12 protein-coding genes are annotated in these 13,069 nt (G+C 63.5%); 11 read left to right on the top strand and 1 reads right to left on the bottom strand.

Going from position 1 to position 13,069, the window contains the following annotated elements:
- The 11 genes from prcB to Y703_RS0112165 form a co-directional block, all read left to right on the top strand.
- Positions 1-709, top strand: a 709-nt coding sequence (gene prcB, locus Y703_RS19700) for a proteasome subunit beta (RefSeq protein WP_081743521.1), incomplete at its 5' end; no start/stop codon positions are given.
- Positions 710-711: 2 nt separating this feature from the next.
- Entirely contained in the window at positions 712-1,443 is a 732-nt protein-coding gene (prcA, locus tag Y703_RS0112210; protein WP_026552923.1) for a proteasome subunit alpha, read from the top strand.
- The gene (gene pafA / locus Y703_RS0112205; RefSeq protein WP_026552922.1) at positions 1,443-2,804 is read left to right on the top strand and encodes a Pup--protein ligase; all 1,362 of its coding nucleotides are present in this window, start codon (positions 1,443-1,445) and stop codon (positions 2,802-2,804) included. The genes prcA and pafA overlap by 1 nt, the downstream gene beginning before the upstream one ends.
- A 126-nt stretch (positions 2,805-2,930) precedes the next feature.
- Positions 2,931-3,875 (top strand): FKBP-type peptidyl-prolyl cis-trans isomerase, encoded by a 945-nt coding sequence (locus tag Y703_RS19695; RefSeq protein WP_051427551.1) that lies wholly within the window; start codon positions 2,931-2,933, stop codon positions 3,873-3,875.
- A 40-nt stretch (positions 3,876-3,915) separates the two neighbouring features.
- A complete protein-coding gene (locus Y703_RS0112195) occupies positions 3,916-4,311 on the top strand; it encodes an FKBP-type peptidyl-prolyl cis-trans isomerase (protein ID WP_026552921.1) in 396 nt (131 codons plus the stop codon).
- A gap of 73 nt (positions 4,312-4,384) precedes the next feature.
- Positions 4,385-6,352: a helix-turn-helix transcriptional regulator gene (locus Y703_RS0112190; protein ID WP_026552920.1), complete on the top strand. Its 1,968-nt coding sequence runs from the start codon at positions 4,385-4,387 to the stop codon at positions 6,350-6,352.
- 50 nt (positions 6,353-6,402) lie between these two features.
- Positions 6,403-6,741, top strand: coding sequence for a hypothetical protein (locus Y703_RS0112185; RefSeq protein WP_026552919.1), 339 nt, complete (start codon positions 6,403-6,405; stop codon positions 6,739-6,741).
- 60 nt (positions 6,742-6,801) lie between these two features.
- The gene (gene tatA / locus Y703_RS0112180) at positions 6,802-7,098 is read left to right on the top strand and encodes a Sec-independent protein translocase subunit TatA (RefSeq protein WP_026552918.1); all 297 of its coding nucleotides are present in this window, start codon (positions 6,802-6,804) and stop codon (positions 7,096-7,098) included.
- Positions 7,099-7,158: 60 nt separating this feature from the next.
- On the top strand, positions 7,159-7,944 hold the full coding sequence (gene tatC / locus Y703_RS0112175) for a twin-arginine translocase subunit TatC (RefSeq protein WP_026552917.1): 786 nt from the start codon (positions 7,159-7,161) through the stop codon (positions 7,942-7,944).
- A gap of 54 nt (positions 7,945-7,998) precedes the next feature.
- A complete protein-coding gene (locus tag Y703_RS0112170; protein WP_026552916.1) occupies positions 7,999-10,824 on the top strand; it encodes a DEAD/DEAH box helicase in 2,826 nt (941 codons plus the stop codon).
- A 45-nt stretch (positions 10,825-10,869) separates the two neighbouring features.
- A complete protein-coding gene (locus tag Y703_RS0112165; protein WP_026552915.1) occupies positions 10,870-12,531 on the top strand; it encodes an amidohydrolase in 1,662 nt (553 codons plus the stop codon).
- Positions 12,532-12,818: 287 nt separating this feature from the next.
- Here Y703_RS0112165 and Y703_RS0112160 read toward each other — a convergent pair.
- On the bottom strand, positions 12,819-13,069 hold a 251-nt coding region (locus Y703_RS0112160; RefSeq protein WP_026552914.1), incomplete at its 5' end, for a transposase.

Raw genomic sequence — 13,069 nt, 5'->3', positions numbered from 1 at the left:
GACTCCGGCCAGCGCTGCCGCCGTGGCACCCCACGCCACCACCATTGTGTCGATGACCTATGCCGGCGGTGTGCTCATGGCCGGCGACCGACGGGCAACCATGGGAAACCTCATCGCCAGCCGGCACATTGAGAAGGTCTTTCCCGCCGACATGTTCTCGGTCCTCGGCATCGCTGGCAGCGCTGGCATAGCACTCGACATCATGCGGCTGTTCCAGGTTGAACTTGAACACTACGAAAAAATTGAGGGCACGCTGATGAGCCTGGACGGGAAAGCCAACCGGCTGGCCGCGATGATCCGCGCAAACCTGCCACTAGCGCTGCAGGGCCTGGCGGTTGTTCCTCTCTTTGCCGGGTTCGACACGGCGCAGCGGGTTGGACGGCTATTTTCCTTCGATGTGACCGGGGGCCGCTACGAGGAGCAGGAACACCACAGCGTCGGGTCAGGCGCTGCCTTCGCCCGCGGGGCCCTGAAGAAGCTGTGGAAGCCGAACCTCGACGAGGACCGGGCAGTCCATGTTGCAGTTGAATCTCTCTATGACGCAGCCGACGACGACTCAGCGACAGGTGGTCCCGACGTCGTCCGTCAGCTGTGGCCAGTGGTTTACACAGCCAATAGTGCCGGATCCCGCAGGGTACCTGAGCGTGAACTGGCGTTAGCTGCTGCCAGGGTCATCGATTCGCGCTCAGTGGCGGGGCGGGAGGCATGAGCATGACTCAACAGTTCTATGTCTCGCCCGAACAGCTCACCAAAGACCGCGCCGACTTTGCCAGGAAAGGGATTGCCCGGGGGCGATCTGTGGTTGTCCTCAGCTGCCGGGACGGGATTGCCCTGGTCGCCGAGAACCCCTCGCCATCGCTGCACAAGGTCGGTGAGATTTACGACCGCATCGCCTTCGCAGCGGTAGGGAAGTACAACGAGTTTGAAAGCCTGCGCCAAGCAGGGGTCCGCTATGCCGATGTGCGTGGCTACTCCTACGACCGCGAGGATGTCACGGCGCGTGGGCTGGCGAGCGTCTATGCGCAGAGCCTCGGCGCTGTTTTCACCGCCGACAGCAAACCCTTCGAGGTGGAGCTTGCGGTTGCTGAAGTGGGCCCCCGACCCGACGAGGATCACCTGTACCGGCTCACCTTCGACGGGTCGATCGCCGACGAACGCCGATTCATTGTGATGGGGGGCCAGGCGGATGCGGTGGGAGAAGCACTGACCGACCAGTGGGATGCCGACCATAGCTTCGCCGAAGCGGTCAGGACAGCAGTCAACGCCCTCCGGCACGACGGCGGCGCCACCGGCACGCCCCGCGCCCGGCTTGAGCCCAGCTCACTTGAGGTCGCCGGTCTGGACAGAGACCCCCTCACCACCCGTGGCGCCCGCCGGGCATTCCGCCGATTCCTTCCCGCAGAGGTGGAAGACATGCTTGGCTCTCCGAAGGCTGGTTCCTGATGGACCGGCGTATTTTCGGCATCGAAACTGAGTTCGGCATTGCCTACTCCGGACCCAACTCGCGACCGCTCTCACCCGAAGAGGTGGCCCGGTATTTGTTCCGCAAAGTGGTGAGCTGGGGTAGATCCTCCAATGTCTTCCTGACCAACGGATCCCGGCTGTATCTCGACGTCGGTTCCCACCCTGAGTACGCCACTGCAGAATGCGACGACGTCGCCCAGCTCATTGCCCACGACCGGGCCGGGGAACTGATCCTCGAGGATCTCGTGGCTGAAGCCCAACGGAGGCTCGCCCAGGAGGGGTATGACGGTCGGGTCTACCTGTTCAAGAACAACACGGACTCAGCGGGTAACTCCTACGGCAGCCACGAAAACTACCTCATTCCCCGGAAGTTGGAATTCAGCCGGCTGGCCGATACCCTGATTCCGTTCCTGGTCACCCGGCAACTCCTGGTCGGCGCCGGCAAGGTCCTCAAAACGCAGACCGGCGCCAGCTATGCCTTCTCCCAGCGTGCCGACCACATCTGGGAGGGGGTGTCGTCAGCCACCACAAGGTCACGGCCCATCATCAATACCCGGGACGAGCCCCATGCCGACGCCGAGTACTACCGCAGGCTCCATGTCATCGCCGGCGACTCCAACATGTCGGAGACCACCGCCCTGCTGAAAGTCGGCTCGGTGGACCTGATCCTGCGGATGATCGAGGCCGGGGTCATCATGAAGGACTTCCGGCTGGAGAATCCGATCCGCAGCATCAGGGAGATCTCCCACGATCTCACCGGGCGGCAGCCGCTGAAACTCGCCAGTGGCCGCACCATCTCCGCGCTGGAGATGCAGCGCGAATACCTGGCCCGGGTCCGACAGTTCGTTGACACCAACGGCGCCCACTCCCCGCATGTGGAACGGATCATTGAACTGTGGGGGAGGACTCTGCAGGCAATCGCCACCGGAGACCATTCGCTCGTCGACCGTGAAATTGACTGGGCGATCAAGAAGAAGCTCATTGACCGGTATCGGGACCGTCACAGTCTGGGCCTCGAGTCGGCGAGGGTGGCACAACTGGATCTCACCTACCACGACATCTCCCGCGAACGCGGTCTGTACTTCCTCCTCCAGCAGCGGGGCGAGACCGAGCGCGTGGTCGACGATGTCGACATCAAGAACGCAGTCGACATCCCACCCCAAACCACCCGCGCGCGCCTGCGCGGTGAATTTGTCCGACGTGCCAAGGACGCCAACCGTGACTTCACAGTCGACTGGGTGCACCTCAAACTCAACGACCGCGCGCAGCAAACCATCCTCTGTAAAGATCCGTTCCAATCGGTCGACGAACGGGTAGAGGCGCTGCTCGCCCAACTGTGAATACCCGGGGAAAGTGATTCCTGGGAGAAACTCCCGGAGCTGAACCGTTAGGCTGGTGTGGTTCATTAACGCCGAAAGGTCCGCTAGCTGCGGCACGCACCACCGATCACCTGCGAAAGAAGTACAGTGCGAAAAGCTCTCACCCTTGCTCTGCCCCTCCTGCTCGTGCTGACCGCCTGCGGCGGTGACGCTGGCGGCGACGGCCCCGAGGGGAAGACCGCCGGGGACGCCGCGATCCTCGAGTCGGTCCGCATTGACGGCGGCTCCGATGAGGAAGTCCCAGAGGTGACCTTCGACTCACCGCTGGAAGTCACCGGCCCCGCGGCCGCAGCCATCACCACCGGTGATGGCGAGCCGATTGCCGACGGCGACCGGGTCTCGTTCCATCTGGTGGGTCTCAACGCCGAGGATGGCGCCGTGCTTGGCGACACCTACTCGCGCGGAGAACCGCAGACCCTCGACCTGACCGAGGAGCTTCAGGAAGTCGATCCTGAGCTGTATGAGGTGCTGCTCGGAACGAACATCGGCTCCCAGATTGCCTACACCACAGTCCTCGAGGGCCAGGACCCCCAGCAGCTGATCGTCATGCGGGTGCTCAGCGCCGAGGAGGCGCCACCGGCACCACCGGTGCCGGAAGTCCTCAGCCCAGAAGCCGTTGAGGAACTCGACGCCGACGGCCAGCTTCCCACCTTCACGTTCGACGACGATGAGGCACCGGTCATCGACATCCCCGACAACGAGCCCTCCGATGACCTGGTGATAAAGGTCCTTGAGGCCGGCGACGGCGAAGTCCTCACCGAAGCCGACACCATCAGCGCCAATTACGCCGGCTGGCGCTGGGAAGACGGAGAGCAGTTCGACTCAAGCTACACCGGTGGCGAGCCGATCGAATTCCCCCTGACGGGCGTCATCGAAGGCTGGACCAAGGGTCTAGCCGGACAGACGGTGGGAAGCAAAGTACTTCTCGTCATCCCCGCACCGATGGGCTACGGAGACCCAGCGCCCGAGGGCCGCCCCTCGGGCACCCTGGCGTTCTACGTTGAAATCGTCGAAAAGGTCGCCGCAGAATAGTCGTCTGCTGGACCGAACCGCACCACAAAAGAGGAGAAATATGACTATCGGATCAAACGAACCCGCACGCACGAAACCGGAGATCGAGTTCCCCGGCACAGTTCTTCCCAGCGAACTGATCATCTCTGACCTGATCGAAGGTTCAGGCGACGAAGCGAAGGCAGGGAACACAGTCTCCGCCCACTACGTCGGCGTAGCGTTCTCCTCCGGCGAGGAGTTCGACTCTTCCTGGAACCGAGGCGCACCGCTGGATTTCAAGGTCGGCATCGGCCAGGTCATTGAGGGCTGGGATCAGGGACTGCTCGGCATGAAGGTTGGCGGACGCCGCCGGCTGGAGATCCCAGCGAATCTCGCTTACGGTGACCGGGGTGCCGGCGGAGCCATCGCGCCCGGCGAATCCCTCATCTTCGTCGTCGACCTGATGGGTCTGCGCTAACCAGCTGCGCTTGGTTGCTGGTAGCCGGGGCCCAGTGTGCCCCGGCTACCGGCAAGCGGGTACTCTGTCCAACGTGTCAGCTAAACGAACCGAACGCCTCCTCACCCTGGTGATGCTGTTGCTCTCCACCCAGCGCGGCTATTCCAAAGACGAACTGTTCAAGGAAATCGAGCTCTACTGTAGGGCGCCCACGGCAGCTGCCCGGGAGAAACTCTTCGATCGCGATAAGGCAATGCTGCGTGAGCAAGGCATCCCCGTCGAGTCCTTTAGCGACGATCCGGCCTTTGACCATGACAACTCCATTCGGCGGTATCGGATCGATACCGCCGAATATCGCCTCCCCGCGGTCTCGTTCAGCGCCGAAGAATCGGCTGCGCTAGCCCTGGCTGCTGGTATGTGGGACGTGGCGGCCCTCGACTCGGCGGCCTCGCGCGCGCTGCGAAAGCTTCAGGACCTCGGCGCCGTCAGCGCTGACACCTCAGCCTTCCCCATCGAACCCCGTATCCGCACCAACGAACCCCACTGGGATGAGGTGTGGCGGGCCACCACCTCACGCCGCGTCATCTCCTTCAGCTACCGGGCCGCGAGCACCGGCCGGGAGGAGCAGCGAACCCTTCAGCCATGGGGGATGGGAAGCCGCTACGGGAACTGGTATGTGGTTGGCCGGGATCTGGATCGAGGCGAGGAGCGGTACTTCAGGCTCTCCCGGATCACCACTACCCCTCAGACACTCGAAGGGACGTTCCACGTCCCCGACACCTTCACAATGCTCGATTCTTTGGGCTCACTTGACCGCGCCAGCGAACCGTTCGAAGCGGTCGTCGCCGTGCGCCCCGACACCTGCCACCTCCTGCGGACCCGCCGTGGCGCACGGGAGGAAGAATCGGACGGGGGATGGGACACCATCAGATTCCCCTACGGAGATCCGGAGGAGACCGCAGCAGATATCGCAGCGTTTGGCCCGCGCGCCCGTGCAGTGTCACCACCGGATCTGGTGGCGACGGTGGGTCATCAGCTTGCCCGGGCCGCCGCGACCCAGGATGGGCCCTTCCCGGCGATTGAATTCGGCGTCGCTGCGCCCCGGCCAGCTCGGCGCAAGACCTCCGCCGATGCCCACCTCCGGCGGTTGCTTGACCTGGTCCCGTATCTCCTGGATCATCCCGGAGCGCAGATGGAGGAGACCGCAGTCCGCTTCGGCGTTACCCGGGCGCAGCTGGCCGCGGACCTCGAGCTGCTATTTGTCAGCGGGCCCCGCTATTACCCTGACGGTCTGATTGAGGTCAGCCTGGACGGCGACCGCATCTTCCTCAGCAATGCTGACAACCTGGCCGAACCACTCCGGCTGAACCTTGATGAAGCGTGCACCCTCATCGTGGGCCTCGACACTCTGCGGCGCCTGCCGGGCCTCGCCCCGGGCTCCGCTGCCGCCACCGCCCACGCCAAGCTCACCGAAGCCGCCGGCGATGCCGGCCGCGTGGGAAAGGCAATCGCCACCACCCTGACGGAGGAGGCGGTGGGCCCGACCCTGGAAACCATTCAGGCGGCCCTGAGCACCCATATGCAGCTGGACCTGACCTATCTGGTCCCCACGCGGGACGAGGTCACCCGGCGCACGGTCGAACCGATCCGTGCTTTCTCCCAGGATGATGTCTGGTACCTGGAGGCCTGGTGCACCAGTGCCCGGTCCATCCGCAACTTCCGCCTGGATCGGATCCAGGACGCACGCCTTACCGCGGACCTTGCTGGGGCTCGACGAGAATCGTCAGGCGAGAGCGAAACCCTGTTTAGACCCACGGCTGACGACTCCCTCATCACCGTGATCCTCCAGCCTCCAGCCCGCTGGGTAGCCGATCACTACCACGCCGAGCGGATCCATGAGCTGGCAGCTGGCAGTCTGGCAGCAGAAATCAGGGTTTCCACCACCCAGTGGATTCCCGGGCTGATCAGCAGGCTGGGCGGTGACGCAGCCGTTGCCACCCCAGAGGGACTTCGGCGTGATTGCGTCGTGTGGCTGGCAGCTGCCAGAGTGAACTACCCCTGACGCCCGCCTCGCTGTCCCCGCATCCTCACTGGCTCCCTTAGACTTGAGTCATGCCTTGGTGGACGTGGATTGTGATCTGGGTGGCCCTGCTGGCTCTGACCCTTCTGGTGCTTGTCGCGCTCGGTTACTTTCTCTTCCGCAAGGTGAAGGCCCTCCTGAAGGAGGTCGAGCACGCCAGTGAAGTGCTGGACCGGTCCACTCATCCGGCCGGCAGCCCCGAGGAAACCGTCGGCGAAGCCGCCCTCGCGGTCTTCAGAGATCCGGCAGTCGTCCGGGAGGAACTCTCTGAGGCCAAGGCCCTGCGAATCGCCTCCCGTCGCGAGCGTAGAGTTCACCGCAGGGTCGAGCGGGGCCAGCCGGTAAGCCTCAAAGACCTCCCGCATGTTTGACACTCGGCCAGGGCATCGCTTCGGCGTCACTCTGACCGGGAACTATGAAAGGATTTCATCATGAGACCTGAAGGCTGGGCACTGGTTGCCATCATCGTCGTCGCGCTGCTCCTCTTCGGAGCGCCCAAACTGCCTGGGCTGGCGCGTAGCGTGGGTCAATCGCTGAGGATCTTCAAGTCCGAGGTAAAACAGATGAAGGACGACAACCCCAACGATGCTGATGAGCCGGGATCCCCGGTTGAAGGACGAATCGTGCCACCATCGCGGTCCGGCGAAGACCAGGCGAATCAGGCAGGACCGGCAAACCCTGGGCAGCACAACCCGCCCGGGACCGATCCGACGTCCCGCACACCGTAGGTTGAGCTGGGGGTGCTAACGGTGCGCGGTAGAGGGCGCAAATCCAACCCCGAGGGGCGGATGGCCCTCAAGGAGCACCTCAAAGAGGCACGGAATCGGGTCATTAAATCGGGGATTGCCCTCGTCGTAGGCACCGTCGCTGGCTTCTTCATTTACAATCCGGTTCTGACAGCACTGTCAGGACCCATCCTTGAGCTTAATGCCCGGGAGGGTAGGGAAGCCGTCCTGAACTTCGACGGTGTAGCCTCCCCGTTTGACCTGTTGGTCCAGGTGTCGGTCTTCATCGGTATCATCCTGGCGAGCCCCGTCTGGCTGTATCAGTTCTGGGCCTTCATCACACCCGGGCTGAAGACCAAGGAGCGCCGGGTTGCACTATCCTTTATCGCCGTGGCTGTTCCGTTGTTCCTTGCGGGAATCTACCTCTCCTGGCTAGTACTGCCAAACGCGGTGCGGGTGCTCACCGACTTCACACCCAGCGGGTTTTCGAACATCATCCTGGTCACCGCCTACATCACTTTCGTGCTGCGGCTCATGCTGGCTTTTGGGATAGCGTTCCTCCTGCCGGTGGTCCTGTTCGGGCTGAACATGGTGGGGATCCTCACTGGCAAGCAAATCCTCAAGGCCTGGCGGATCACAGTTTTTCTCATTTGCGTGTTTGCGGCTATGGCAGCCCCAGGCGGTGACGCCCTGGGCATGCTCTACCTAGCAGCCCCGATGGTAGTGCTGTTCTTCATCGCCATCATGCTCTGCCTGGCTAACGACAAGCGTCGCGATCGCAAGCGTGCCGTAGAAGATGCCAAGGTAGAGGCTGGCGCTGACACGGCGTCCGACCTCGACGGGCTCTGACCTACCGGCTCCCCGGTTGCAAACCGGTAAGCCGGGACAGATTAGGCTTGATCCATGACCTCCCCCGCCGAGCGGTACCAGCTAGCACGGGCGCGCACCGCACACACTACAACTTCCCTCTTCCAGTTCGAGAAGACACTGGGGTTTGAGCTTGACCAGTTTCAACGGGATGCCTGCGTCTGTCTAGAGGCCGGGCGCGGTGTCCTCGTCGCTGCACCGACGGGCGCTGGGAAGACAGTGGTCGGGGAATTCGCCGTCTACCTCGCGCTCGAGAAGCGACTGAAAGCGTTCTACACCACACCGATTAAAGCGCTCAGCAACCAGAAATACTCCGAGCTGTGCGCTGTCTATGGCCCAGACCGCGTGGGACTGCTTACCGGCGACACGTCCATTAACTCCGAGGCGCCCGTCGTTGTGATGACCACCGAAGTGTTGCGGAACATGCTGTACGCAAACTCGGACACCCTCGATGACCTCGGTTACGTGGTAATGGATGAGGTGCATTACCTCGCCGACCGTTTCCGCGGGGCCGTGTGGGAAGAAGTGATCATTCACCTGCCCTCCGAGGTACGGCTGGTGTCACTGAGCGCGACAGTCTCCAACGCCGAGGAGTTCGGCGCCTGGCTCGACACCGTGCGGGGGCACACGGAGGTTGTTGTCTCCGAGCATCGGCCAGTCCCCCTCTGGCAGCACGTCATGGTGGGCCAGAATCTCCTGGACCTCTTCGCAGGGGATGTGGCCTTCGACGAGGCGGCACCCGCCGGAGCCGACATCGGGGCTCAGGACCGCTACGAGGTCAATCCTGAGCTCCTGGAACTCGCCAGTTCGGAAACCCGCCTCACCCAGCGTGCCGGATGGGGGTCCGGTGGTGGGTCGCGGCGGGGGAGGGGGCCTGCTAAAAGGTCCCCGCAGGCGGTCTCCCGGGTTCGACGTGCCAGCCGACCCCAGGTAATCAGCGCCCTGGACAGGGACGGACTGCTGCCGGCCATCACCTTCATCTTCTCCCGCAACGGCTGTGAGGCGGCAGTCAGTCAGTGCCTCGACGCTGGCCTGTGGCTCACCACAGAGCAGGAGCGGGAAGTTATCAGCCAGCGCGTCGACGAAGCTGCTATTGACCTGCCCCCGGAAGACCTAGCGGTCCTCGGGTTCTGGGAATGGCGGGAGGGGCTAATCAGGGGCTTCTCGGCCCATCACGCCGGGATGCTTCCGACCTTCAAGGAAGTGGTGGAAAAGCTCTTCGCGATGGGCCTGGTGAAAGCTGTGTTCGCAACCGAAACCCTTGCACTCGGCGTCAACATGCCGGCCCGCTCGGTGGTGTTGGAAAAGCTGGACAAGTTCAACGGTGAGGCCCATGTCAATGTGACAGCGGGGGAGTACACCCAACTGACGGGGCGCGCCGGCCGCCGGGGCATCGATGTGGAAGGCCACGCAGTGGTGCTGTGGCAGCCCGGGACGGACCCGGGCGCCGTCGCGGGTCTCGCCTCCCGGCGCACCTACCCCTTGAACTCCAGCTTCCGTCCGACCTACAACATGAGCATCAATCTGGTGGCCCAGTTTGGCCAGGACCGATCCCGGGAAATCCTCGAAACCTCATTCGCCCAGTTCCAGGCGGACCGCTCAGTGGTAGGCCTGGCGAAGCAGGTCCGGACCCGTGAGGAGTCCCTCAAGGGGTATGAGCAGTCCATGACGTGTCATCTCGGCGACTTCACTGAGTACTCGAAGCTCCGCCGAGAACTCTCTGACCTTGAAGATTTCGCGGCGAAAACCAACTCCCGGAGCAGGCGGTCGGCCGCCGCATCATCCCTGGAAATGCTGCGCCCTGGCGATGTCATTGACGTCCCTGCCGGGCGCAGCCAGGGTTACGCAGTGGTCCTGAGCGCCGATACATCGAGGGAGCCCCGGCCAACTGTACTGACCGAGGATAAGCAGATTCGGCGGGCGGGGGTGCAGGATCTCACCGGGCCGCTGGAGGTTCTGTCCCACATCAGGATCCCCAAGAATTTCAATGCCCGCAGCCCCAAAGACCGTCGGGATCTCAGTTCGTCTCTCCGCAACGCGCTGCATGACAAGCGCCCACCGCGCAGGGACGCCGCTGTGCACGATGGTTTCAAGACCGGGATCACCGAGCGGCAGGAGGCGTCCATCGCTGAGCTGCGGCGGAAGCTGCGCTCGCACCCGTGCCACGGCTGCAGCGACCGGGAGCAGCATGCTAGATGGGCTGAACGCTGGTGGAAGCTCCGCCGCGAGACCGACCGGCTGGCAGGCCAGATCCGGGGCCGCACCAACACCATCGCCAAAACCTTCGATCGGGTATCCGACGTCCTTCTGGCATACGGGTACCTGCAGGGCACCCCCGCAGGTACCGCAGTGACGGCCGCAGGCGGCAAGCTGCGACGGGTCTACGGTGAGAAGGACCTGCTCATTACCCTCTCGCTCGAGCACGGTGCTTTCGATGGACTCGACGCCGCTGAGACCGCCGCCCTGGCCTCAGCTCTGGTCTATCAGGCCAAGCGGGAGGAACGTGGCCTGCGGCCGAAAATGCCCGGTACTTCGCTGGACTCCTCGATCGACGTCGTCGTCCGCCAATGGTCAGCGCTAACCGACCTTGAGGAGCAGTTCAAGCTTCCCGTGACTGGCGAGCCCGAGCTTGGCCTTGTCTGGCCTATGCACAAGTGGGCCAGAGGCAAGGCCCTGCAGGCTGCGCTGAACGGGACAGAGTTGGCTGCCGGTGACTTTGTGCGGTGGACCAAACAGGTGATCGACCTCCTGGATCAACTCGCGAAAATTGACGACCTGCCGCCTGGCCAGCGCCGGCTGTTCATCGACGCGATTGGCCTAATCCGTCGCGGCGTGGTGGCCTACTCGGCCATCGGCGACTAAGACCCTACTCGCACCCCTCATATTCCACCCTCGTCTGGAGCACGAATGACCCCGACCCGACCTGTTCTCTACCGCAACGGCTCCGTGTACAGCGCAGCTGACCCGTTTGCCACAGCCATGCTGGTCGACGGCGACACAGTTGCCTGGATCGGCTCGGAGCATGCCGCCGAGTCGCTGGCCGATGCCAGCATGACAGTCGTCGACCTGGCCGGTGCGCTCATCACTCCGGGGTTCGTTGACTCCCATGTCCACACCACTGAGACCGGCTTGGCGCTGGAATCGATTGACCTCTCTGGCTGCTTGAGCATCACTGACCTGCTGGACCGCGTGGCGGGGGCTGCGCGCAGCGGCGTCCAGACGGTGCTGGGGCACGGGTGGGACGAATCCAGCTGGCCGGATCGGACCGTCCCCACGGCCCTTCAGCTCGACACTGCCAGTGGCGGCAAACCGGTCTATCTGGCGCGCGCTGACGTCCACTCAGCAGTCGTCTCCGGGTCCCTCGCGGCCGGGCTAGGTCTGGCTCACCGGGACGGGTGGGACAACGGCTTCGTGGTGCGCGACGCCCACGTGGCTGCTCGGCTGGCCTCCCGGAACCTCGACGGGGCGCAGCGATCCACTTTTCAGCGGGCCGCGCTTCGCCGCGCCGCAGCCAACGGCATTGTCGCTGTCGCCGAAATGGGTGCGCCGCACATCTCACCGGCAGCTGACCTGCAGGCCCTGCTGCACCTCGGGCGGGATCCGCAGGGTGAGCACCTACCGGAGGTCCTGGCATACTGGGGGCAGGCAGTCACCTCGGCCGCAGAGCTCAGTGAAGTGACCGGCATGTTTGGCGGACGCCTGGCCGGACTCGGCGGGGATCTCAACGTCGACGGTTCCATCGGATCGCGCACCGCGGCGCTGAGGCAGCCCTACACCGACGACGGCGCCCAGCGGGGTTCAGTGTTTCTGGAGGCGGACGCCGTCGCGGCCCACCTTGGTGCAGCAACCAGTGTTGGGCTGCAAGCGGGATTCCACGTGATCGGGGATGCCGGCCTTGATGTGGTTCTTCACGGGCTGTCCCTTGCAGCCCATGCCCACGGCATCGAGGCGGTCCGGAAAGCACGCCATCGGCTGGAACACGTTGAATTCGCCGATGACGAAGCCATCGCCCAGCTGGTGCATTTTGGGATTACGGTCAGCGCGCAGCCAGCTTTCGACGCACGCTGGGGTGCGGCGGCCGGTATGTACAACCAGCGAGTGGGAGGAGGGCGGATGACTGGGATGAACCCCTTCGCGAGCTTCCTTGCCGCTGGCGTGCCGCTATGTTTCGGTTCCGATTCCCCGGTGACCTCGTTGGACCCCTGGGCAACTCTGAGAGCAAGCGTGTTGCACAACAACCCTGCCCAGCGGATCTCCGCCCGCGCTGCCTTCATCGCACATACCAGGGCCGGCTGGCGAGCCGTCGGGACCAGGCACCCCCTGCTCGGCCAACTCGTCCCCGGCGCTCCGGCGTCGTACGCCGTATGGGAAGTAGAGGAGCTAATGGTCCAGACAGCTGACAGCCGGGTGCAGTCATGGAGTACTGACCCCCGGGCAGGGACACCACTCTTGCCGGCCCTCGACACGGGGGTAGACCCACTCTGTCTTGAGACCGTTCATCAGGGCCAACAGCTTTACCGAGCCGACGGTTTCAACGAAAGTAGCTCTGAGCTCCGCTCCGCGTCCTGACCTGCGCAAACACACATCTTCGCAGGTCAGAGGTCCGTTGACACGCGTTCCAGAGAACGTAAGCTAGGGAAATAACGGGTCGAGAATCCAGGAGCACCGCTGACCCGACCGAGCCGACGTTTTTGTGAGGTAGCCGCTGCGTATTCAGTTGGCTCTCACCCTGCGTTACGGCATCGGTACCCGGAAAATAGGTAGATTCGCGCGTCAGTAGAAAACAGCTGTGATCGATCGATCCGTGCTGGCCCGAAGGCGCGCGAATCTGCCCGATTCTCCTGTCGATCGGTGAGCTAGTGCTCCGTGTTAATGGTTTGTTTGCGTTTCATCTTGCCCAGGAGGTACTCCGCTGACTTGGTCCAGGTGAATGGTTTGGCGTCTTGGTTGTAGTTCTCGATGTAGCGGTCCATGGTTTCTTCCAGCTCTTTCACCGAGCTGAATTCCCCGCGTTTGAGGCACTGGCGGGTGATGATCCCGAAGAAGATCTCCACCATATTCAGCCAGGAACAGCTGGTCGGAGTGAAGTGCATGGTCACCCGGGGGT

This window comes from Arthrobacter sp. H20 (genome assembly GCF_000520515.1).
In the GTDB taxonomy this organism is placed as follows: domain Bacteria; phylum Actinomycetota; class Actinomycetes; order Actinomycetales; family Micrococcaceae; genus Arthrobacter_D.
This window is presented reverse-complemented; position numbering and strand designations above follow the sequence as displayed.

Coding starts and splice junctions, on each gene's coding strand:
- prcA (WP_026552923.1), top strand. CDS start 712: ATGACTCAACAGTTCTATGTCTCGCCCGAACAGCTCACCAAAGACCGC.
- pafA (WP_026552922.1), top strand. CDS start 1,443: ATGGACCGGCGTATTTTCGGCATCGAAACTGAGTTCGGCATTGCCTAC.
- Y703_RS0112195 (WP_026552921.1), top strand. CDS start 3,916: ATGACTATCGGATCAAACGAACCCGCACGCACGAAACCGGAGATCGAG.
- Y703_RS0112185 (WP_026552919.1), top strand. CDS start 6,403: ATGCCTTGGTGGACGTGGATTGTGATCTGGGTGGCCCTGCTGGCTCTG.
- tatA (WP_026552918.1), top strand. CDS start 6,802: ATGAGACCTGAAGGCTGGGCACTGGTTGCCATCATCGTCGTCGCGCTG.
- tatC (WP_026552917.1), top strand. CDS start 7,159: ATGGCCCTCAAGGAGCACCTCAAAGAGGCACGGAATCGGGTCATTAAA.
- Y703_RS0112170 (WP_026552916.1), top strand. CDS start 7,999: ATGACCTCCCCCGCCGAGCGGTACCAGCTAGCACGGGCGCGCACCGCA.
- Y703_RS0112165 (WP_026552915.1), top strand. CDS start 10,870: ATGACCCCGACCCGACCTGTTCTCTACCGCAACGGCTCCGTGTACAGC.